This is a genomic window from Streptomyces sp. NPDC086554, assembly GCF_040686095.1.
Lineage (GTDB): Bacteria > Actinomycetota > Actinomycetes > Streptomycetales > Streptomycetaceae > Streptomyces.
Map to the genome: position 1 here is coordinate 121,397 of NZ_JBFBJK010000008.1, position 20,129 is coordinate 141,525.

19 protein-coding genes and 1 pseudogene are annotated in these 20,129 nt (G+C 69.9%); 8 read left to right on the top strand and 12 right to left on the bottom strand.

What is annotated here, in order from left to right:
- The first annotated feature begins 2 nt into the window (after positions 1 to 2).
- Both AB0O76_RS15195 and AB0O76_RS15200 read left to right on the top strand, forming a co-directional pair.
- Positions 3 to 1,316: a metallophosphoesterase gene (locus tag AB0O76_RS15195; RefSeq protein ID WP_365490096.1), complete on the top strand. Its 1,314-nt coding sequence runs from the start codon at positions 3 to 5 to the stop codon at positions 1,314 to 1,316.
- Positions 1,317 to 1,474: 158 nt separating this feature from the next.
- Complete coding sequence (locus AB0O76_RS15200; protein WP_365490099.1) at positions 1,475 to 1,894, top strand: ATP-binding protein; 420 nt, start codon at positions 1,475 to 1,477, stop codon at positions 1,892 to 1,894.
- Between the two features lie 35 nt (positions 1,895 to 1,929).
- Here AB0O76_RS15200 and AB0O76_RS15205 read toward each other — a convergent pair.
- Positions 1,930 to 3,367, bottom strand: a pseudogene (locus tag AB0O76_RS15205) (HAMP domain-containing sensor histidine kinase).
- Positions 3,364 to 4,092 carry a response regulator transcription factor gene (locus tag AB0O76_RS15210; RefSeq protein ID WP_365490102.1) on the bottom strand — a complete coding sequence of 243 codons (729 nt, stop codon included), beginning with the start codon at positions 4,090 to 4,092 and terminating at the stop codon, positions 3,364 to 3,366. The pseudogene AB0O76_RS15205 and the gene AB0O76_RS15210 overlap by 4 nt, the downstream one beginning before the upstream one ends.
- A gap of 171 nt (positions 4,093 to 4,263) precedes the next feature.
- On the opposite strand from AB0O76_RS15210, the gene AB0O76_RS15215 reads away from it, so the two are divergent.
- Positions 4,264 to 6,759 (top strand): MMPL family transporter, encoded by a 2,496-nt coding sequence (locus tag AB0O76_RS15215; protein WP_365490665.1) that lies wholly within the window; start codon positions 4,264 to 4,266, stop codon positions 6,757 to 6,759.
- 14 nt (positions 6,760 to 6,773) lie between these two features.
- Here the strand turns inward: AB0O76_RS15215 and AB0O76_RS15220 are convergent, their stop codons facing one another.
- The gene (locus AB0O76_RS15220; protein WP_365490105.1) at positions 6,774 to 7,703 is read right to left on the bottom strand and encodes an SMP-30/gluconolactonase/LRE family protein; all 930 of its coding nucleotides are present in this window, start codon (positions 7,701 to 7,703) and stop codon (positions 6,774 to 6,776) included.
- Positions 7,704 to 7,797: 94 nt separating this feature from the next.
- On the opposite strand from AB0O76_RS15220, the gene AB0O76_RS15225 reads away from it, so the two are divergent.
- Positions 7,798 to 8,250 carry an Lrp/AsnC family transcriptional regulator gene (locus AB0O76_RS15225; RefSeq protein WP_365490108.1) on the top strand — a complete coding sequence of 151 codons (453 nt, stop codon included), beginning with the start codon at positions 7,798 to 7,800 and terminating at the stop codon, positions 8,248 to 8,250.
- Here the strand turns inward: AB0O76_RS15225 and AB0O76_RS15230 are convergent.
- Complete coding sequence (locus AB0O76_RS15230; RefSeq protein ID WP_365490111.1) at positions 8,181 to 9,485, bottom strand: MFS transporter; 1,305 nt, start codon at positions 9,483 to 9,485, stop codon at positions 8,181 to 8,183. The two genes, AB0O76_RS15225 and AB0O76_RS15230, sit on opposite strands and share 70 nt — an antisense overlap.
- A 70-nt stretch (positions 9,486 to 9,555) precedes the next feature.
- Here AB0O76_RS15230 and AB0O76_RS15235 point away from each other — a divergent pair, with 70 nt between their 5' ends.
- On the top strand, positions 9,556 to 10,176 hold the full coding sequence (locus tag AB0O76_RS15235; protein WP_365490114.1) for a MarR family transcriptional regulator: 621 nt from the start codon (positions 9,556 to 9,558) through the stop codon (positions 10,174 to 10,176).
- Positions 10,177 to 10,208: 32 nt separating this feature from the next.
- Here AB0O76_RS15235 and AB0O76_RS15240 read toward each other — a convergent pair whose 3' ends face one another.
- From AB0O76_RS15240 to AB0O76_RS15275, 8 genes are all read right to left on the bottom strand, one after another.
- On the bottom strand, positions 10,209 to 10,679 hold the full coding sequence (locus tag AB0O76_RS15240; protein WP_365490117.1) for a VOC family protein: 471 nt from the start codon (positions 10,677 to 10,679) through the stop codon (positions 10,209 to 10,211).
- A gap of 109 nt (positions 10,680 to 10,788) precedes the next feature.
- A complete protein-coding gene (locus tag AB0O76_RS15245; protein ID WP_365490122.1) occupies positions 10,789 to 11,853 on the bottom strand; it encodes a hypothetical protein in 1,065 nt (354 codons plus the stop codon).
- Positions 11,853 to 12,494 carry a hypothetical protein gene (locus tag AB0O76_RS15250; RefSeq protein ID WP_365490125.1) on the bottom strand — a complete coding sequence of 214 codons (642 nt, stop codon included), beginning with the start codon at positions 12,492 to 12,494 and terminating at the stop codon, positions 11,853 to 11,855. The genes AB0O76_RS15245 and AB0O76_RS15250 overlap by 1 nt, the downstream gene beginning before the upstream one ends.
- Positions 12,495 to 12,629: 135 nt before the next feature.
- A complete protein-coding gene (locus AB0O76_RS15255) occupies positions 12,630 to 13,400 on the bottom strand; it encodes a succinate dehydrogenase iron-sulfur subunit (protein ID WP_365490128.1) in 771 nt (256 codons plus the stop codon).
- Positions 13,400 to 15,154, bottom strand: coding sequence for a succinate dehydrogenase flavoprotein subunit (sdhA, locus tag AB0O76_RS15260; RefSeq protein ID WP_365490131.1), 1,755 nt, complete (start codon positions 15,152 to 15,154; stop codon positions 13,400 to 13,402). The genes AB0O76_RS15255 and sdhA overlap by 1 nt, the downstream gene beginning before the upstream one ends.
- A gap of 16 nt (positions 15,155 to 15,170) precedes the next feature.
- On the bottom strand, positions 15,171 to 15,653 hold the full coding sequence (locus AB0O76_RS15265; RefSeq protein ID WP_266870224.1) for a succinate dehydrogenase hydrophobic membrane anchor subunit: 483 nt from the start codon (positions 15,651 to 15,653) through the stop codon (positions 15,171 to 15,173).
- 8 nt (positions 15,654 to 15,661) lie between these two features.
- Entirely contained in the window at positions 15,662 to 16,042 is a 381-nt protein-coding gene (sdhC, locus tag AB0O76_RS15270) for a succinate dehydrogenase, cytochrome b556 subunit (protein WP_076684883.1), read from the bottom strand.
- A 149-nt stretch (positions 16,043 to 16,191) separates the two neighbouring features.
- Positions 16,192 to 16,731, bottom strand: a complete 540-nt coding sequence (locus AB0O76_RS15275) for a 2-oxo-4-hydroxy-4-carboxy-5-ureidoimidazoline decarboxylase (RefSeq protein WP_365490134.1) — start codon at positions 16,729 to 16,731, stop codon at positions 16,192 to 16,194.
- Positions 16,732 to 17,029: 298 nt separating this feature from the next.
- On the opposite strand from AB0O76_RS15275, the gene AB0O76_RS15280 reads away from it, so the two are divergent.
- The 3 genes from AB0O76_RS15280 to AB0O76_RS15290 all read left to right on the top strand — a co-directional run bounded on the left by AB0O76_RS15280 (position 17,030) and on the right by AB0O76_RS15290 (position 20,017).
- Positions 17,030 to 18,625 carry a glycoside hydrolase family 20 protein gene (locus AB0O76_RS15280; protein ID WP_365490668.1) on the top strand — a complete coding sequence of 532 codons (1,596 nt, stop codon included), beginning with the start codon at positions 17,030 to 17,032 and terminating at the stop codon, positions 18,623 to 18,625.
- A gap of 174 nt (positions 18,626 to 18,799) precedes the next feature.
- Positions 18,800 to 19,306 (top strand): hypothetical protein, encoded by a 507-nt coding sequence (locus tag AB0O76_RS15285; protein WP_365490137.1) that lies wholly within the window; start codon positions 18,800 to 18,802, stop codon positions 19,304 to 19,306.
- Positions 19,307 to 19,420: 114 nt separating this feature from the next.
- Positions 19,421 to 20,017, top strand: coding sequence for a hypothetical protein (locus tag AB0O76_RS15290; protein ID WP_365490140.1), 597 nt, complete (start codon positions 19,421 to 19,423; stop codon positions 20,015 to 20,017).
- Positions 20,018 to 20,129: the final 112 nt, after the last annotated feature.

The window sequence follows — 20,129 nt, forward strand, 5'->3', positions numbered from 1 at the left end:
GCGTGATCATTCTCTTCGTGCTCATCGGCCTCGCCGTGCTCGGGGCCTTCGGCGGGCTGCAGTGGTATGCGTGGCGTCGCCTGGTGCGGGACACCACGAAGCGGCCCGGGTTCGTGCGGCGGGCCGGGGCGGTCGTCTTCACGGTGGGTCCGCTGCTGATGTTCGCGGCGGTCGCCAGTGAGCGGGCCGGTGCGCCGTTCTGGCTGCAGCAGGTGCTCGCCTGGCCGGGCTTCATGTGGATGGCCCTGTCGATCTACCTGGTCCTCGCGCTGCTCGCGGGCGAGCTCGTACGCGCTGTGCTGCTTCGCCGGCGACGCTCGGAAACGACTTCTACGGAGAGGGCGTCCACGGAGGCCACTCCTACGGAGACGACGTCTGCGGAGGCCACCCCTACGGAGACGACGCCTACGGAAGCCACTCCTACGGAGGACCCGGCTTCGACGGATGACGCCCCCGCCAGTGTCCAGGAAGCGCCACGGAAACCAGCCACTCCCTCGCGCCGCCTCTTCGTCTCACGGATCGTCGGCGGGACCGCCGCGGCCGTCGCCGTCGGAACGGTCGGCTACGGAACGTACGGCGTGCTGCGCGGCCCCCGGGTGAAGCGCGTCACCGTGCCGCTGGCCAAGCTGCCGCGCGCGGCGCACGGGTTCCGGATCGCCGTGGTGAGCGACATCCACCTGGGGCCGGTCCTCGGACGCGGCTTCGCCCAGCGCGTGGTCGACACGATCAACGGCACGCAGCCCGACCTCATCGCCGTCGTCGGTGATCTCGTCGACGGCGATGTCGAGAACCTCGGGCCCGCCGCGGCGCCGCTTGCGCAGCTGCGGGCCCGGCACGGCAGTTACTTCGTCACCGGCAACCACGAGTACTTCTCCGGCGCGGAGCAGTGGGTCGATCACGTACGCGAACTCGGCCTGCGCCCCCTGGTGAACGCGCGTGCCGAATTGCCCGCGTTCGACCTCGCGGGCGTGGACGACGTGGCGGGCGAGAGCGAGGGGCGCGGGCCCGACTTCGCCAAGGCCCTCGGCGACCGCGACCGGTCACGGGCGTCCGTGCTCCTCGCCCATCAGCCGGTCGTCATCCACGACGCGGTCAAGCACGGCGTCGACCTCCAGCTCTCCGGGCACACCCACGGCGGACAGCTCTGGCCAGGCAACTTCATCGCCGACCTGGCCAATCCGACCCTTGCGGGACTCGAGCGGTACGGCGACACCCAGCTGTACGTGACGCGCGGCGCCGGCGCGTGGGGGCCGCCGGTGCGGGTCGGGGCGCCGTCCGACATCACGGTCGTGGAACTGGCCTCCCGTCAGGCGTAATCGGCTGTCGGTTCGATTTGGTTCGGACTTGGCCGGATACTGCGGGGTCGCACGGTGACGGTGTGACACCGGGCGCTTCCTCTGCGCAGCATTTGGTGTCGGAAGTGTGTGCGGTTCCCGGTGCTTTGGTGTGCCGGAGGCTGACGGGGGGCCAAGGTTTGTTACGACGTCACGCGTTCCGGCTGCCACCGCATCCGGCGTCCGTCGCGCTCGCTCGCATTCGCGTTCGCGATCACTTGACGGCCTGGGGGCATACGGAGAAGAGCGGGGCGCGCCATGACGTCGTACTCCTGGTGTCGGAACTCGCCACCAACGCGGTCTGCCACGGCCTCGTCCTTGAGCGGGAGTTCGAGGTGGCGGTCACGGTGCTCGCCGACGGCGACTGCTTCATCGAGGTGTCCGACGAAAGCCCCATGGGCCCGGAGCTACGGGGCACCGGCACCTGGGAGGACGAGAACGGCCGGGGCCTGAGACTCCTTGACGCACTGGCCGAGGCGTGGGGCGTCTGGCAGCGCGGGAGACACGGCAAGACGGTGTGGGCGCTGGTGCGGGGCGCGGGGGACGCCAGGTGGCCCTGAGGCGGAGCCCCGTCGGCACGGCCGCGAGGCGGGCCTCAACCCGGGCGCTGCGCGGGCAAAGTGACCGTCACGGTGAGCCCCTTGCCCGGGCTCGTCTCCACGTCGACCTCGCCCCCGTGCGCGGTGACGACCCCCTGCACTATCGCCATGCCGAGGCCGCTGCCCGCGCCGCCGCCCGCGCGGAAGAAGCGGTCGAAGATGCGGGCCGCGTCCTCCGCCGCGAGACCGGGCCCCAGGTCCTCGACGCGCAGCCGCACCAGGCCGTCCGCCCGCTCCACGCCCAGCGTGACCGGCGCGTCGGCGGGGGTGTGGACGCGTACGTTGCCCAGCAGATTGCCGAGCACCTTGCGCAGCCCCGACTCGTCCGCGCGGATCAGCAGGGCGCCATCGGCGCGGACGGTGAGCGGGCGCTCCGGCTCCTGAACCCGCAGATCGTCGGCGGCGTCCCGCACCAGGCGGCTCAAGTCGACGTTCCTGAAGCGCAGTTCCGGCTGCTGGTCCAGGCGGGCCAGGGTCAGCAGCTCGTCGACCAGGCGCCCCATCCGGTCGGCCTCGGCGTTGACGCGGTCCCACGCGCGCGTGCGCTCCGCCGGGTCGCGGAGCATCCCCTTGTCGTACAGCTGGAGATAGCCGCGGATCGCCGACAGCGGCGTACGCAGCTCGTGCGAGGCGTCGGCGACGAAGCGGCGCAGCTGTGCCGAGCTGCGTTCGCGGGTTTCGAAGGCCGATTCGACCTGATGGAGCATGGAGTTGAGGGCGAGCCGCAGCTGCTCGGTCTCCATCACGGGGGTGCGGCGGCACCCGTCGCGTCAGGTCGCCGTCGGCGATCGCGGACGCGGTCTCGACCATGTCCTCCAGCGGGCGCAGACGGTGGTGCGCGGAGATCATCGTCAGGACGGCGAGCAGCCCCAACAGGGCCACTCCGAAGGCGGCGTCGACCTTCAGCGCCTTCTTGATGACCGAATGCAGGCTCTCCGTGGAGGTGGCCATCAGGACGGTCGTGCCGTCGTCGAGGCGGGCGCCCACGGTGCGGTAGGGGTCGCCGTCCAAGGTGACGTCGCGCGGCTGCGAGGCGCTGACCAGGGCGCCCGGGTCGTCCACCGCAGCGGCCAGGGCACGCTGGCGTGCTGTCGGCTCCAGCGAGCCGATGGGAACGGGCTTCCCGGAGGCGCCGATCGCGACGATGAGCGTGTCCGCGCGCGGGAGCCCACTTCGGTCGGTGTCGTCGGGGGAGAGGTTGTCGAGCGCCATGCCGAGCGCGCTGATGTATTCGATCTGCTCCATGGTCAGACCCATGCGGTGCAGCGATTCGCGCGACGAGTTCAGCTCCGCGTCGATGTTGTCGAGCAGGAAGTGCCGCATGCCCATGATGCTCACGGCCGTGGCGGTGACGATGCCGAGGGCGAGCAGCGCCACGTTGACCCAGGTGAGCTTGGCGCGCAGCGAGCGCATGCCGCGGTGCGCACGCCTCATGCGAGTCCGTATCCGACGCCCCGCCGGGTCGTGATCACCGGCGGGCCGATGGCGGCCAGCTTGCGCCGCAGATAGCTGATGTAGGTCTCGACGACGGTCGACTCCGCGGTGTGCTCGTAACTCCACACATGGCGCAGGAGCTGCTCCTTGGGCACGACGCGACCCGCGTTGCGCACCAGGAAGCGCAGCAGGGCGTACTCGGTCGGCGTGAGCTGCGCCGTGCGGTCCGCGCGGCGCACCACGTACGTCGCGTCGTCGAGCTCCAGGTCGCCGTAGCGCAGCGGCGGGCGCTGGGGGAGCACGTCGCCCGCCCTGGTGCGGCGCAGGACCGCCCCGATACGGGCGACGACCTCGTCGATGTTGAACGGCTTGGTGATGTAGTCGTCGCCGAAGCCGAGCGCGCCCACGACCTCCGACGGCGCGTCCCGCGCGGTCAGGAACACCAGGGCCAGTTCGGGGCGCCGGGCGCGCAGTTCCCTGCCGAGCGCGCGCCCGTCGCCGTCCGGCAGCATCACGTCCAGGAGTGCCACGTCGGGCCGGGTGCGCCCGTCGAGCGCGAGGGCCTCGCGCACGGTGCCCGCCACCATCACGTCGAAGCGGTGGTAGCGCAGGGCGATGGCCAGCACGTCGGCGATGCTCGGCTCGTCCTCGACGACGAGGACGGTCGCCGCCTCGCCCCGCGGCGTTCCGACATCTGTTCCCCGGCGGCCTTCGGCGTGGCTCATGCCCCCAGTATCGGCGCGGACGTTATACGAAGTCTCGGTCGGTGCTTTGGAGTTACTTGAGAATCATGGCCGCGCCGCGCCGCAGTGGCGCCGTGCCGCCGATGCTGAGGTCCGACGAGGCACGGACCTGGGGGGCTCGGCGACGCGGAGGAGGAACGGATCGTGACGGCATTGGCGCGGTGGTGCCATGCGCACCGCCTGGTGGTCCTTGTGCTGTGGGTGGGTGCTCTGTTCGGCCTGGGGGCGGCGGGGACCTCCGCGGGCACCGACTATTCGAATGTGCTCTCCCTGCCCGACACGGATTCCACGCGCGCGTACGACCTGATGACGAAGGCGTTCCCGGAGCGCTCGGGGGACACCGACACGGTGGTGTGGCGCGTCGACGAGGGCGCATCAGTGCGCGATGAGGACGTACGTTCCCGGATCGAGCCCGCGCTGAAGGACATCGCCGGCATGAAGGGCGTCGGCGAGGTGGTGGGCCCGTACGCATCCAAGAAGGCGGGTGCCTCTGAGAAGGCGGGTGCCTCCAAGGAGGCAGGCGCGGCCCAGATCAGCGAGAACGGGCGGATCGCCTACGCCCAGGTGACCTTCACCGAGCAGGCGAACTCCGTCCCCAAGGACCTCGTCCAGGACGTCGTGGACACGGCTCAGAACGCCGAACGCGGCGGCCTCCAGGTCGAACTCGGCGGCCAGGCGATCACCCGCATCCAGGAGCCGCCGACCGGCACCTCCGAACTCGTCGGCATCGCGGCCGCGGCCGTAGTCCTCTTCCTGGCCTTCGGATCGCTCTTCGCGATGGTCCTGCCGATCGTCATCGCCGTCTTCGGAGTGGGCCTCGGCATGCTCTCGACGATGCTGCTCAGCCATGTCACGGACATCCCCGAAGTGGCCCCGCTGCTCGGCTCCCTGATCGGCCTGGGCGTGGGCATCGATTACGCGCTCTTCATCGTGACCCGGCACCGGCGCGGCATCCTGCGCGGCATGGAGCCGCGGGACGCGGCGGCGCAGGCGCTGAACACCTCGGGCCGCGCCGTGCTGTTCGCCGGCGGCACCGTGTGCATCGCGCTCGCCGGGATGCTGGTGATGAACATGCGCTTCCTGGACGGCGTGGTCATCGCGGCCTCCCTGACGGTGATCCTGAGCGTCCTCGCGGCCGTCACCTTGCTGCCCGCGCTCCTCGGGCTGCTCGGCCCCCGGGTGCTCAGCCGCAGGCAGCGGCGGCGACTCGCGGCGACGGGGCCCGAGCCCGCCGAGCCGAGCGGCCTCGCGGCGCGCTGGTCGTCATACGTACAGAAGAGGCCGCGTCCGATCGCGGCACTCGCCTTCGTAGTGATGGCCTTCCTCGCCCTGCCGCTGCTCTCCCTGCGGCTCGGCGCGACCGACCAGGGCAACCACCAGGAGTTGACGACGACCCGGCAGGCGTACGACATGCTGGCCGACGGCTTCGGTCCGGGATTCAACGGCCCGCTCCAAGTAGTGGCCGAAGAAGGCGACACCTCAGGCCTGGTGGAGAGCGTCCGGGCGACGGAGGGCGTCGCGCAGGTGGCGGCGGCCCCACCGTCGGACGGCATCTCGGTCATCAACGTCGTCCCGACCACGTCCCCCCAGTCCGAGGAGACGGACCAGCTCATCGACCGGCTACGGGGAGACGTGATTCCGGAGGCCGGCGTCGAGGCGCACGTCGGCGGCGTGACGGCCGTCTTCAAGGACTTCGCCGCGGTGACGGGCGAGCGGCTGCCCTACTTCGTAGGAGCGATCATCGCGCTCGGCTTCCTCCTGCTGCTGATCGCGTTCCGCTCCCTGGTGGTGCCCCTGACGGCGGCCCTGATGAATCTGATCGCGGCGGCCGCGTCCTTCGGCGTACTCGTGGCGGTCTTCCAGTGGGGCTGGGGCACGGAGCTCCTCGGCGTCGGCAAGGAGGGACCGATCACGGCGTTCCTGCCCGTCATCATGCTGTCGCTGCTCTTCGGGCTCTCGATGGACTACCAGGTGTTCCTGGTGAGTCGCATGCACGAGGAATGGGTGCATACGAAGGACAACGCACGCGCGGTCCGTGTGGGCCTCGCCGAGACGAGCAGGGTCATCAACTGCGCGGCCCTGATCATGATCTGCGTCTTCTCCGCGTTCGTCCTGAGCGGCGACATGGAGGGCGCGATGGCGGGCATCGGCCTGGCGGCGGCGGTGGCCCTGGACGCGTTCATCCTGCGTACGGCGCTGGTCCCTGCGGCGATGCAGCTGCTCGGCCGCGCCAATTGGTGGCTCCCCGCGGGCCTGGAGAAGCGCCTGCCGCACCTGGCGGTTGAGCCACGGGAGGAGCCGGAGCAGGCCCCGTCCGAAACCGTCCCCCACGCGCGCGTGGAGTCCAACGGCTCGGGCCTGGCCTCCGTAGTGCACGGTTTCGTCCGCACCACGGAGGGCGAGCCGGTGGCCGACGCGACCCTGACGCTCCTGTCCAAGGGCGGCCGCCAACTGGACCGCGTGGCGTCACTGGCCGACGGCTCGTACATCGTGGCGGCCCCGTCGGCGGGTGCCTACCTGCTGGCCGCCACGGCCCCCGGCCACGCCTCACGCGCCCGCCACATCGTGATCGCGGACGAGCCGCTCATGTACGACGTGGAGCTGGCTCCGGGGGAGGTGGACGCGGGGGAGGTGGACGCGGTCAACTGACCCCGGCAGGGGGCTCAGACGGCCTTCCGCACCCGCGGAAGGCCGGTCACGGACATCACCAGCGAGTACAGCGAGGTCGTCGCCGCGATGAAGAGGCGGTTGTTCTTCGGACCGCCGAAGGCGATGTTGGCCACGGCCTCGGGGACCGTGATCCGCCCGATGAGGGTGCCGTCGGGGTCGTAGCAGTGCACCCCGTCGTCGAGGGCGGCCGCCCACAGCCTGCCCTCGTCGTCGAAGCGGATGTTGTCGAAGCCGGAGTCCTTCGACTCGGCGAAGACGGAGCCGTCCGACAGCGTCGTCCCGTCGGCACCGACATCGAAGACGCGGATTCTGGCGGCACGCGAGTCCGAGACGTACAACTGCCGCTCGTCGGGCGAGAAGACGAGCCCGTTGGGCCCCTCGAAGCCGTCGGCTACGATCCGCACGGCACCGGTCACGGGGTCGATCCGATAGACGTTGCAGGCGCCGATCTCGGCAGGCGCCCGGAACCCCTCGTAGTCACTGGTGATCCCGAAGTCCGGGTCGGAGAACCAGACCGACCCGTCGGAGCGGACCACCGCGTCGTTCGGGCTGTTGAACCGCTTGCCCTCGAAGCGGTCGGCGAGGACGGTGACGCGGCCGTCGTGCTCGGTGCGGGTGACACGGCGGTTGCCCTGCTCACAGCAGATCAACCGCCCCTCCCGGTCGAGGGTGTTGCCGTTGACGTGCCCGGCGGGCGTCCGGAAGACACCGACCGTGCCGGTCGCCTCGTCCCAGCGCAGCAGCCGGTCGTTGGGTATGTCGCTCCAGACGAGCTGGCGCCAGGCGGGCAGATACAGCGGCCCCTCGGCCCACCGGCAGTCGTCGTACAGCACTTCGAGCTTGCTGTCCCCGTTGGCGCACCGCCCCGTACGGAAGCGCTCGTCCAGAATCTCGTACGACGTCGGGTACTTCTGGGAAGACATGACGACACCATCCTGAGGCAGAATCGAATATCATTCAGCTCCAGGACGGTACAACAGTATGAGATACGGCGTAAGGAACGGGGAGCGAATGAGGGTGGACGACACCGACCGGGAGCTGCTGGCGCTGCTGCAACAGGACGCGGCCCGGTCCTACGCGAACCTGGGCAAGGCGGTGGGCCTCTCGGCGGGCGCGGCCCATGAACGCGTACGCAAGCTGCGCGAGCGCGGGGTGATCCGCCGCACGACGGTCGACGTCGACCCCGCGGCCGTGGACCGGGGCGTCCTGGCGTTCGTCATGGTCGACTCGACGGCGTGGATGGGGGACCGGGCGGAAGACTTCGCCGCGATCCCCGAGATCCAGGAGGCGCACGTCATCGCGGGGTCGGCGAGCGTGCTGGTCAAGGTCCGCACGTCCACGACGGAGCAGCTCCAGGACGTACTGCGGCGGCTCTACGCCATCGAAGGGGTGAGCGGCACTCAGGCGACGGTGTCCCTGGAGACGTTCTTCGAACGCCCGGTGTCGCCTTCGCAGTCCGGGGTGAACTGACCACTCCCACCCCCGACTTCACGAGGTGCACCCGCGCCGCCTGCCCTGAACCCGCGCACTCCCGGCGCCGCCGCCGTTCCCACGCACGCGACGCCCACCACGCAGGCCGCGATCCAGAGCGGCGCCGCCACGCCCCACGCGTCCGCCGCGAGGGGCGCGAGCACGTACCCGAGGGGCATCGCGGCCAACGAGAGCAGCCAGTCGTACGAGGTGACGCGGGCCAGCACGCCGGGCGGTATCGCCGCCTGGACCGATGTCTCCCACACAGGGCTGAGGAAGCCGAGGCCCGCCTGTGCGACGGCGTAGGCGCCGATGATGAGCGGGGCGGGGGCCTCGGCGGCCAGCAGGCCCAGGGGCAGGGCGTATGTCGCGAGGCCCAGGTTGGCCGTCAGGATTGGGCGCCGGGGCCGTGCCCGCCCCGCGAGCAGCGAGCCGAGCAGCAGCCCGATCGCGCCCGCCTGCAGGATGCCGATCCATACGTCCTCGCCGCCCAACTCCTTGACGGCGATGGCGGGTCCGAGGGTGGTGAGCACGGCGGCGGCGCCGTTCCACGCCGAGTGCGCGACGAGGCTGGTCCAGTACCAGTCCCGGCACCGCACCTCCTGCCATCCCTCGACCAGGTCCCTACGGAGTGAACGGCGCCCCTCCGGGGTGACCCGCCGTACGCGGATGGCGGCCAGCAGGCACGCGCTGACGGCGAAGGAGACCCCGTCGAGCACGAATGCCCAGCCGGGGCCCGCGTACGTGATCAGGAGCCCGGCGAGCGCGGGCCCGCCGACCACGGCGGTGCTCTTGACGATGCCGAGCGCGGAGTTGGCGGCGTGCCGTTCCTTCCCGTCGACGGTGCCGGTGATGAGGGTCGGCAGGGTGGGCATGGCGAACGCGGAGGCGGCGCCGCCGACCGCCGAGGCGAGGGCGATGTGCCCCAACTGGGGGTTGCCCCCCAGGAGTTCGACGCCTACGAAGAGCTGGGTCAGGCACCGCACGACGTCGGTGCCGAGCGCGACGGTACGGGCATTGAACCGGTCGCCGACGACCCCGCCGAGCGGAAGCAGCAGCAGCCTCGGGCCCATCGCGCAGCCGAGGACGAGGGCGAGCGCGGAGGCGGAGCCGGTGGCGCGGATGACGGCGAGGGAGAGGGCGGCGGGGATGACGGCGTCGCCGATGAGGGAGAGGGAGCGGCCGAGGAAGAGGAGCCGGAAGGGGCGGTTGCGCAACAGGGGGTGCGACGGCATGGGGAGGACTGTATTTCGGAACCGAATTATTCGTCAACGAAATATATGGAGCCGAAGTAGGCTGCGCTCCATGGCAGGCAAGCGCGACAGCACGACGGCGAGGGACGCGGGATCGGCGAGGGACGCGGGATCGGGGAACGTACCCGAGAAGGCCCACGAAGCCCACGAAGGAGCCCTCGAGCCGGCCGCCCGCGACTGGACCGACGGTCACGTCGAACGCTGGCTCCCCGTGCTCCCCGACCTCGACCCCGACATCGAGGGCGCCGTCACCCGCATGAAGAAGCTGACGGTGCACCTGCGCCGGATCCGCGAGCAGTCCCTGATCGACTTCGACCTGGAGCGCCCGGAGTTCGACACCCTCCACAAGCTGGCGGGCCGCGGCGGCCGGGCCACCCCCTCCGAACTGGCCGCCGACCTCGACCTCGCCCCCGCCTCCGTGACGGGCCGCCTGGACGGCCTGGAGGGCCGGGGCCTGATCCGCCGCACCCCCTCGAAGAAGGACCGGCGCCGGGTCGACGTGGAGCTGACGAAGTCCGGCCGCTCGATCTGGCTCGGCGCGATGGATGTCCTCGGCCACGAGGAGTACCGCGTCCTCGGCGTCCTCTCGAAGGACGAGCGGGCCCAGTTCTCGGACATGCTGCGCCGCATCATGCTGGTGGCGGAGGAGGGCGGCGGCGCGTCCTGGCGCTGACGCCCGCCCGACGCCACTGCTACCCCTTGCGGTTAACTCCGCGCCAGTTCGGGCCGCTTGCAGTAGTCGGTGAACCCGACGACGTTCCCCCACGGGTCGGCGACCTCGACGGTCCACCCGGTGGCCACGGAGAACGGCGGCGTGAGCAGCTTGACCCCTGCCGCGCCCAGCGCGCGCCCCGCGGCGCGCGCGTCGCGCACCTCGAGCCACACCCTGGGGGAGGCCCACGGCGGCGGCTGCCGCACGGCCTCGTCCTCCACCCGCAGCAGCACGCCGGGCATCTCCTTGCCCACCTTGAGAATGGCGAGCCCGATCTCGTCGATCCGGGCGGAGACGGGGAACCCGAGACGCTCGTAGAACCCGACGGCCTCGTCGAGGTCGCCCACGGGGAAGAGGACGTTGTCGAACCCGAGGAGATCGGTCGCCTGTCCGGCGGCGGCCCCGCCTGCGGACTGGCCGACGGACTGGTCAGCTGAAAGGCCGACCGACTGGTTGTCTGACATTCCGTCAGAGTAGGTCGGCCGGCCCGGATTCAGCCGCACTGCCACCGCGGAGCGCCCACATGGACGCGGACGTCACCCGGCTGGCGTGCAGGGCGGCTGCCGCCGCGGGTCAGCGGTTGATCGACTGGATCTCCTGGACCTCGACGTCCTGCGTCCCGTCGAACGTGCCGTTCGGCAGGTCGCCGCCCGCGCCGCCGGTGCCTTCCCAGGTGATCTCCCAGGTGATGGACGCCTTCAGCTGGAACGGCTTCCCGCCGGTGGCCCGCAGATAGGAGATGCCACACGGCGGGTCCTGCTTCGAGGACCCCTTCGTGTACGGGGTGCCGATGCTGTCGTCGTCGTTGGCCTTGCAGTCCCCGGAGGCCGGGAAGGTCTGCGCGTCCGCCGTACCGGGCTCCAGGTGGAGGCCGACCGGCTTGGCCGTTGTCTCGGCCCACAGGCCGGTGCCGGGCAGTTCGGCGCGGACCTTGACGTCCTCGAAGGTGCCCTTGTCCAGCCACACCCAGGTGGGCAGGTTCACCGTCGACTTGCCTTCCGGCTTCAGTTCGACCTTGGTGTCGGGGACCTTGATCTGGTCGTACGCGTAGGAGGCGAGGACCTTGGGCGTCGGGGCGTTGGCGATCTTCGGGATGACCCCGGCGTCCTGCCAGAAGAGGTTCTTCTCGCATTCGTACGCCGCCGGATCGTCCTCCATGTCCGGGTTGACGACGCCCCGCCAGAACTTGCCGTTCTTGCCGATGTTGAAGTTCTTGTAGCCCTCGGCGCCGTCGGACTGGGTCTTGCCCTTCTCGTAGTGATCGACCATCAGCTGCTCGCCCCAGCTGAGGCTGGGTGTGACCGGGACCAGGTTCTCGTTGGGGGTCTTCTTGAGCTGGTCCGTCGCGGCCTTCACCTCTTCGGACGTCGCCACGGGCTCGTACCAGCAGGCCGGGGGCTTCCAGTTGGGGTCCACCGGGACGACGGGCTTGTTGGACGAACCGCCCTTGCCGCCGCTGACCTGCTTGACCTCGATGCTGGTGGTCCCGGCTCCGGCCATGAGCGTCTTGCCGTTCGCGCCGCCCGAGGGGCCAGGGTTCTGGTTGTTCTTGTCCCCGATGGCGTACGCCGTCGAGGAGAGGCCCAGGGTGAGCGCCGCGGTGAGGAGGAAGGCCCCTGCCTTCGTGGTCGTACGCATCACTTGCACCCGCCCGGGACGGTCTCCAGGGAGACGGTCTGCCACACACCCTTGGGGGACTTGGTGAGCCTGGCCCGGTACTGCAGGACGGATTCCGGGGTGTCGGGGGTGGCCGTGACCTTCTTGGTCTTGCGGTTCTTCGTCGACGCCTTGCGCTCGTCGACGCAGTAGAAGAGCAGGCCCGCGCCGTTGTCGGCGATGTTGGCCTTGGCGTTGTACGCCTTGATCTCGCCGATCAGGCTGTCGTCGGTGTCGGTGAAGCCCTTGATCCACTTACGGGCGGTGGTGAGGGAGGTTCCCGAGTTGTAGAACGCCACCGCGTCCGACTCCGGGTCCCCCTCGATGATCGCCGCGTACTTCGCCCTCAGCTCTTCCCGTCCGTCGTCCAGGATCGCCCGCAGCTTCGGGTCGCTGTCCGTCCAGCCCGCGAACTCCGCCCGGAACTCGGCCGGAAGCTTGATCTCGGGCCGCTTGGCGCCCTCGGGCTCGGCGCTCGCGGAAGCCGAAGCCTTACCGCCGCCGTCACCCGCCCCCTCGATCTCGTCGGAGGACTTGTCATCGCCTCCCGATCCACACGCGGTCAACAGCAGGGCCGCAGACGCGGTCAGCGCGGCCGTCACGAGACGGATGGGGCGGTTCACTTCGGTCTCCTGGTGATGTGGAGGGATACGCAAGCGAACCAACGCTATCTGTGGGGCGCTTGGGAACGCACGTGGGCCCCGCTCCTCAAAAGGAGCGGGGCCCACAGTGACGTACGACCGGCGAACCGGAAGGACTCAGAAGCGGCGCGTGATCAGTGCGCGCTTCACTTCCTGGATCGCCTTCGTGACCTCGATGCCTCGCGGGCACGCGTCCGTGCAGTTGAACGTCGTGCGGCAACGCCACACGCCGTCCTTGTCGTTGAGGATCTCCAGGCGCTGCTCGCCCGCCTCGTCACGCGAATCGAAGATGAAACGGTGCGCGTTGACGATCGCGGCCGGGCCGAAGTACTGGCCGTCGTTCCAGAAGACCGGGCAGGACGACGTGCACGCGGCGCACAGGATGCACTTTGTGGTGTCGTCGAAGCGTTCGCGGTCCTCCGGCGACTGCAGGCGCTCGCGCGTCGGCTCGTTGCCCGTCGTGACCAGGAACGGCATCACGTCGCGGTACGCCTGGAAGAACGGGTCCATGTCGACGACCAGGTCCTTCAGGACCGTCAGACCCTTGATGGCCTCGACCGTGATCGGCTTCTCCGGGTTGAGGTCCTTGATCAGGGTCTTGCAGGCCAGGCGGTTGCGGCCGTTGATGCGCATGGCATCCGAGCCGCAGATGCCGTGGGCGCAGGAGCGACGGAAGGTCAGTGACCCGTCCAGGTCCCACTTGATCTTGTGGAGTGCGTCGAGGACACGCTCCTTGGGGTCGATCTCCACCTGGAAGTCTTCCCAGGTCGCGTCCGCCGAGATCTCCGGGTTGAAGCGGCGGATGCGGAACGTCACCGTGATGTACGGGGAGTCGGCGAAGCCGGCCTCGGGCTTGGCGTCTTCCTTGTCGAGGGTCGGGGTTGCCATCAGTACTTACGCTCCATCGGCTGGTAGCGGGTCTGGACGACCGGCTTGTAGTCGAGCCGGATCGAGTCCTTGCCGTCGTCGGCGACCTCGCGGTACGCCATGGTGTGGCGCATGAAGTTGACGTCGTCGCGGTTCGGGAAGTCCTCGCGGTAGTGACCGCCGCGCGACTCCTTGCGGGCCAGGGCCGACTGCGCCATGACCTCGGCCAGGTCGAGCAGGTTGCCCAGCTCGATGGCCTCAAGGAGGTCGGTGTTGAAGCGCTTGCCCTTGTCCTGGATCGAGACGTTGAGGTAGCGCTCGCGGAGCTCCGCGATCTTCTCCACCGCCGTCTTGATCGTCTGCTCCGTGCGGAACACCATGACGTTGGCGTCCATGGTCTCCTGCAGCTCCTTGCGGAGCTCGGCGACCCGCTCGTTGCCCGTGGCGTCGCGCAGGCGCTCGACCTGGGAGACGACGAGCTCCTCGGCGTTCTCGGGGAGCTCGACGAAGTCGTTCTTCGCCGAGTACTCCGCCGCCGCGATGCCCGCGCGACGGCCGAAGACGTTGATGTCCAGGAGCGAGTTGGTGCCCAGGCGGTTGGCACCGTGGACCGACACGCAGGCCACCTCGCCCGCCGCGTACAGACCCCGGACGACGCTGGTGTTGTCCGCGAGGACCTCGCCCTCGACGTTCGTCGGGATGCCGCCCATGGCGTAGTGCGCGGTCGGCTGGATCGGGATCGGGTCCGTGTAGGGCTCGATGCCGAGGTACGTACGCGCGAACTCCGTGATGTCCGGGAGCTTGGCGTCCAGCTGCTCCGGCGGAAGGTGCGTCAGGTCCAGGTACACATGGTCGCCCTCGGGGCCGCAGCCGCGGCCCTCACGGATCTCCGTGTAGATGGAGCGCGAGACGACGTCACGGGACGCGAGGTCCTTCATGACCGGCGCGTACTTCTCCATGAAGCGCTCGCCGTCCTTGTTGCGGAGGATGCCGCCCTCACCACGGGCGCCCTCCGTAAGAAGGATGCCCATGCGCCAGATGCCGGTCGGGTGGAACTGGAAGAACTCCATGTCCTCCAGCGGCAGACCGCGGCGGTAGCAGGCCGCCTGGCCGTCACCCGTCAGCGTGTGCGCGTTCGACGTCACCTTGAAGAACTTGCCGGTGCCGCCCGACGCGTAGACCACGGACTTCGCCTGGAAGATGTGGATCTCGCCGGTCGCGAGTTCGTAGGCGACGACGCCCGCGCTCTTCTTGACGCCGTCGACCTCCACGAGGAGCTGGTCGAGGACGTAGAACTCGTTGAAGAACTCCACGCCCTCCTTGATGCAGTTCTGGTACAGCGTCTGGAGGATCATGTGGCCGGTGCGGTCGCCCGAGTAGCAGGCACGGCGGACAGGAGCCTCACCGTGGTTGCGGGAGTGACCGCCGAAACGGCGCTGGTCGATCTCACCCTTGGGCGTACGGCCGAAGGGCAGGCCCATCTTCTCCAGGTCGAGGACCGCGTCGATGGCCTCCTTCGCCAGGATCTCGGCGGCGTCCTGGTCGACCAGGTAGTCGCCGCCCTTGATCGTGTCGAAGGTGTGCCACTCCCAGTTGTCCTCCTCCACGTTGGCGAGCGCGGCGGCCATGCCGCCCTGCGCCGCGCCCGTGTGGGAGCGGGTGGGGTAGAGCTTCGTCAGGACCGCGGTGCGGCTGCGCTTCGTCGACTCGATGGCCGCGCGCATGCCCGCGCCGCCGGCGCCGACGATGACAGTGTCGTACTTGTGAATCTTCACTGGGTTCGCCTCGGCTTTAGCGGATGTTCGGGTCGAAGGTGAAGATCACCAGCGTGCCCAGAAGGATGGTGAACACCGTGGCGGTGTACAGCAGGCCCTTGAGCCACAGGCGCGTGTTGGCGCGCTCCGCGTAGTCGTTGATGACCGTGCGCAGGCCGTTGGCCCCGTGCAGCATCGCGAGCCACAGCATCAGCAGATCCCAGACCTGCCAGAACGGGGACGCCCAGCGGCCCGCGACGAACGCGAAGCCGATCTTCGATACTCCGCCGTCGAGCACCAGCTGGATCAGCAGGTGGCCGAGGACCAGGACGACCAGGACGACACCGGACAGGCGCATGAAGAGCCATGCGGCCATCTCGAAGTTGCCGCGGGTCGAGCGCGGGGTCTTGGAGGTGCGCTTGCGCGGCGCCTCGATGACGGGTGCCGGGTTGTCGACGTCGTAGAGCGAGGCGCCTTCGACGGGGCCCACTCCGGACTTCTCAAGCGTGGTGTCAGACATGTCTGGCGTCAGCTCCCGAAGACTTCGCGGACGGCGTGGCCGAGGACCGGGTAGAGCGCCCCCACCATCAGGACGACCCAGATGCCGACGACGGTCCAGAGCATCTGCTTCTGGTAGCGCGGGCCCTTCGACCAGAAGTCGACGGCGATGACACGCAGGCCGTTCAGTGCGTGGAAGAGGATGGCGGCGACCAGGCCGTACTCAAGGAGTGCGACGAGGGGCGTCTTGTAGGTGCTGACGACATCGTCGTACGCCTCCGGGGAGACGCGGACGAGAGCGGTGTCCAGCACATGCACGAACAGGAAGAAGAAGATGAGGACGCCGGTGACTCGGTGAGCCACCCAGGACCACATTCCTTCCCGGCCGCGGTACAGCGTTCCAGCCGGCACGGCAGAACCCTCCGGGAGCGGGGATTGGGGCCAGCCGGCTTGGGTGGTCGGACGGGCCCGGCCGGGTACGGTCCACCGGCCGCTCGTCATCGTATCGACGAGTTGTCGGTTCGCTCGCGCGGGGTAGCCAGGTGTGATCAAACAGGCAATCAAACAGGCACGTACGGGCTATTCAGCTCGTGCACGAGCCGGGTGAGTCGCCCGCGGGCCAGCTTGCGGAGTTCCTCGGCGGCCAGGACGCGCTCTTCCTCCGGGTCGTTGCCCAGGCGCGTGCGGATTCCGGCGAGCAAATGATCCAGGGCCTCGCCCTGGGCGACGCCGTCCAGGCAGATCACGAATACGTGACCGAAGCGGCTCTCGTACGCGGCGGTCGCGGCGCTCAGTGCGGTGTGCGCGGCGGAGTACGTGCCCTGGCGCGGGATGCGAGGTTCGAGAGATTCGCTGGCCAGGGCCTCGGTGAGGTCCGCGGGTGGGAGGTCGTACGCCGCCTCGTCGGACGCGGCGAGCAGCGCGTCGAGGTCGGGGTAGGGCCGGTGGGCGACGAGGCGGCGGGCCCAGGCGTGACTGCCGCAGCAGGTGAGCAGGGCGGCTTCGGCTGTGCCGGGCGCCGCGGTGTTCAGCCGCTCCGGGGTGATCGGTGAACTGTGCGGGGACAGCGGGTGCTCCTGGTGCTCCTGGGCAGGGGGCATCGGTGAAGGAGGGGTGGGGGACGTGTCGTAACGCTAGCGAGGTGTGATGGGGACTGTCTGACAGATGCGTGAATTTCACCCGGATGGGAGAGTTTCGCTACGCGTGGTGGACGGTATGGCCGCGGGCCCCGTTTTAGCGTGGGCTCATGACTGGTGCCTTGTGCTGCTCGCCGGGTGTTTCCTGTGCCGCCGCTTCGCGGCGGATCTTTCCCGCCCTCCCCCAAGCTCCAAAGAGCAGGGGGTACCCCCTCCCCATGTGCCCCGCAGAGCGTCGCCCGACGCCCGGTGGTGACCAGTGATCTCCCGGCCGCTCGCCGTCGCCGCCGGCGTCGTTGCCGCCGGAGCCGTCGCCCTCACCGTTGCCGTCTGGCCCGAGGGCGGGGACGGGGGCGAGGCCACGCCGCCCCCCTCCGCCGGTAAATCCGCCGTCTCGCGGACCCCCACCCCCACCCCCTCGCCCACGAAGTCGTACCCCCTCTCCAAGGCCCCGGCCACCATCCCCGCGGTGCGTGAGCACACCGCCGCACGGGGGCCGGGGTGGCGCCCCGCCGCCGGTGGGCGCATCGTCATCGACGACGACGAGCTCGCGGACGAGGGCAAGCTCCTCGCGGGCGAGCTCAAGCTCGCGTACGCGGGTGACGACGACCCCCGCAAGGGAGACGTGGAGCTGGCGCTCACCGGCGAGGACCCCGACGCCGACGAGTCGTACACCCTCTCCGTGAAGGGGCAGCGCGTGAAGATCACCGCCCCCTCGGAAGCAGGCGTCTTCTACGGGACGCGCACGCTGAAGCAGGAGGTGAAGGGGGAGCGGACCGCGCCCGAGGGCGTCGTACGGGACCGGCCCGCCAAGCCCCAGCGCGGCTTCATGATCGACATCGCGCGCAAGCACTTCAGCGCGGAGTGGATCGAGGACCGTATCCGCGAACTCGGCGACCTCAAATACAACCAGCTCGGCCTGCACTTCTCCGACGACCAGGCGTTCCGCATCGAATCGGACTCGCACCCCGAGGTCGTATCGCCAGAGCACCTCACCAAGGCGCAGGTCCGCCGCATCCTCAAGCTCGCGGCCGCCCGGCACATCACGGTCGTGCCGGAGATCGACTCGCCGGGTCACCTCGGCGCGGTCATCAAGGCGCACCCCTCCGTGCAGCTCGTCGACACCCGCGGCGTCGCCGCGCGCGGCGCGGTGGACATCTCCAAGCCGCAGGCCGCCGAGATCGTCGACGATCTTCTGGAGGAGTTCGCCGATCTCTTCCCCGGGCGCTACTGGCACCTCGGCGCCGACGAGTACAGCGCCCTCATGGTCGACAACCCGGAGGCCTCCTATCCGCAGCTGGCCGCCGCGGCCCGCGAGCGGTACGGGCAGGGCGCCCGCGTCCAGGACCTCACCACGGGCTGGCTCAACGACCGGGCCGACACCTTGCGCCCGTACGAACGGCAACTCAAGGCGTGGAACGACGGGTTCTTCCGCGGCGGGGTCGAGGAGGCCGCCGACGATCTGGAAGTCGCGTACTGGACGGGCAAGGAGATCGGCGCGCGGGAGCCCGTCGAATATCTGAAGGCGGGCCGGAAGGTCGTCAATTACAACGACGAGTACCTCTATTACGTGCTCGGGCAGCCGAACGCCTTCGTCTATCCGACCGGACAGCGGATCTACGAGCAGTGGACCCCGCTGGTGATCCGCGGGACGAAACCGGTGAGCGCCGAGTACGACGACCAGATTCTCGGCGGCTCCTTCGCGGTCTGGTGCGATCTGGCCGGATCGCAGACCCCGGAACAGGTCGCGGCGGGGATCAGGCTGCCGCTGCGGGCGACGGTCCAGAAGCTGTGGGATCCGCGTAAGCCCGCGCTGCCGTGGGGCGACTTCGTGAAGCTGGCGGACGAGGTGGGATGACGCGGTGGGATGACGCGGGGTATAGGCCGCCGAGCAGGCTTGCCGTGTAGGTCGTAGGGATCCGTTTTCTGCTTTTTGGTGGCGAACTCGCGTAAGTCTGTGGTGTATTCGGCCAAAGCCGATCGCAGCCGTCGAGCGCAGTTGAGCAGAGTCGAACCACGGGGGGACGCGGGCATGGGGTACTGGGGTTACTACGTCGTGGGCAGGAGCGAGCGGCCGCTCGTGGAGCTCACGGCGGTGACGGGGGTGCGGGACGAGCTGAGCCTTCTCGTCCAGCGGGACGACGGCTGGCAGGTGTGGGAGGTGCCGGGCGGCGAGGGCACGCGCGACGTGGGCAGCATGAACACCCTCGCCCTGGAGACGGGCGCTCCCGCGCTCTTCGGATACGTCATGGACAGCAACTGCGTGGTCGTCGAGGCGGCCGCACCCGAGAGCGGGGCATGGACCACATGCCTGGCAAGGACCGCGATGGCGGGATACCTCGGTGACGACGGGCTCAGCCTCGACGACTACTTCCTCGAGCCGCGCGACGCGGCGGACCGGGCGGTGGCCTGGGCGGCGGAGGCGGGCAGGACGGTGCCCGCGGCGCCGATCCTCGACGTCCTGAACGCCGCCGCCGAGCCTTCGGCGGAGCAGCTCTTCTTCCGCTTTCTGGACCGTCTGGGCGTTGTGCCGCAGTGAACGGCGGGGCGCCCGTTCCGCTTCTCTGCCGTGACTGTTCCGTGACTGTGTGACGTTCCCGGCGGGCCGCACGCAGTAGAGGACGTGCAGAGTCCGCAACAGGAGGCGTACATCATGGGCGGCCCGAGTCTGGTCGAGCTGATAGCCGAGGCCGACGAGAGAGGTCTCGCGGCGAGCGGTCTCGCCTGCCTCGACCGGTGCCTACCGCTCCTCGGGGGCGGCGACGAGGTGCTCCGGCCGCTGTGGGGGAGCCTCGCGGAGGGCGGCGCGTGGGACGCGGCGCTCGCGGAGGCCAGGGCGGCGCTCACGGGTTCTTCGGGTTCCTCGGGTTCTTCGGAGGAGGCCGCCGGCGACGAGGCCGTCACGCTCGCGCACCGGATGCTCGGTGCGGTGCCGGCTGCGCGTTCCGCGGCCGAGCTGCGGGAATGGGCCGACGCCTGCTCGGTCGCCGCGCTGCAGATCCACCGGCTGCTCGACACCGCGCCGGACGGCGGCTCCCAGCGGGCGTCCGTGAGCGCGCGGCGCGAGGGGCGTACGGAGGGCATGTCGCCGCTGGTCGCCGCCGAGTTGCGCCGGCAGATCCGAATCCTCGAACTGCTCGCCAACCAGGGTGCTGGCGCGGGCGGCCTTCGCCAGGCCCTTGATGTGTCGACCGAGGGGCGGCGGGTGCTGCGGGCCGTGGTTTCGCGGCGGGAGCGGGGACGGGTGTAGCGCCCATCCGGCCCTGGAGCTCTGGCCCTGGAGCTCTGGGTCTGGAGCTCCGGGTCTGGAGACTTCCGGTGTCGCGTAGCAGGAGGGTCTCGCGGACATCGGCGTATCCGCG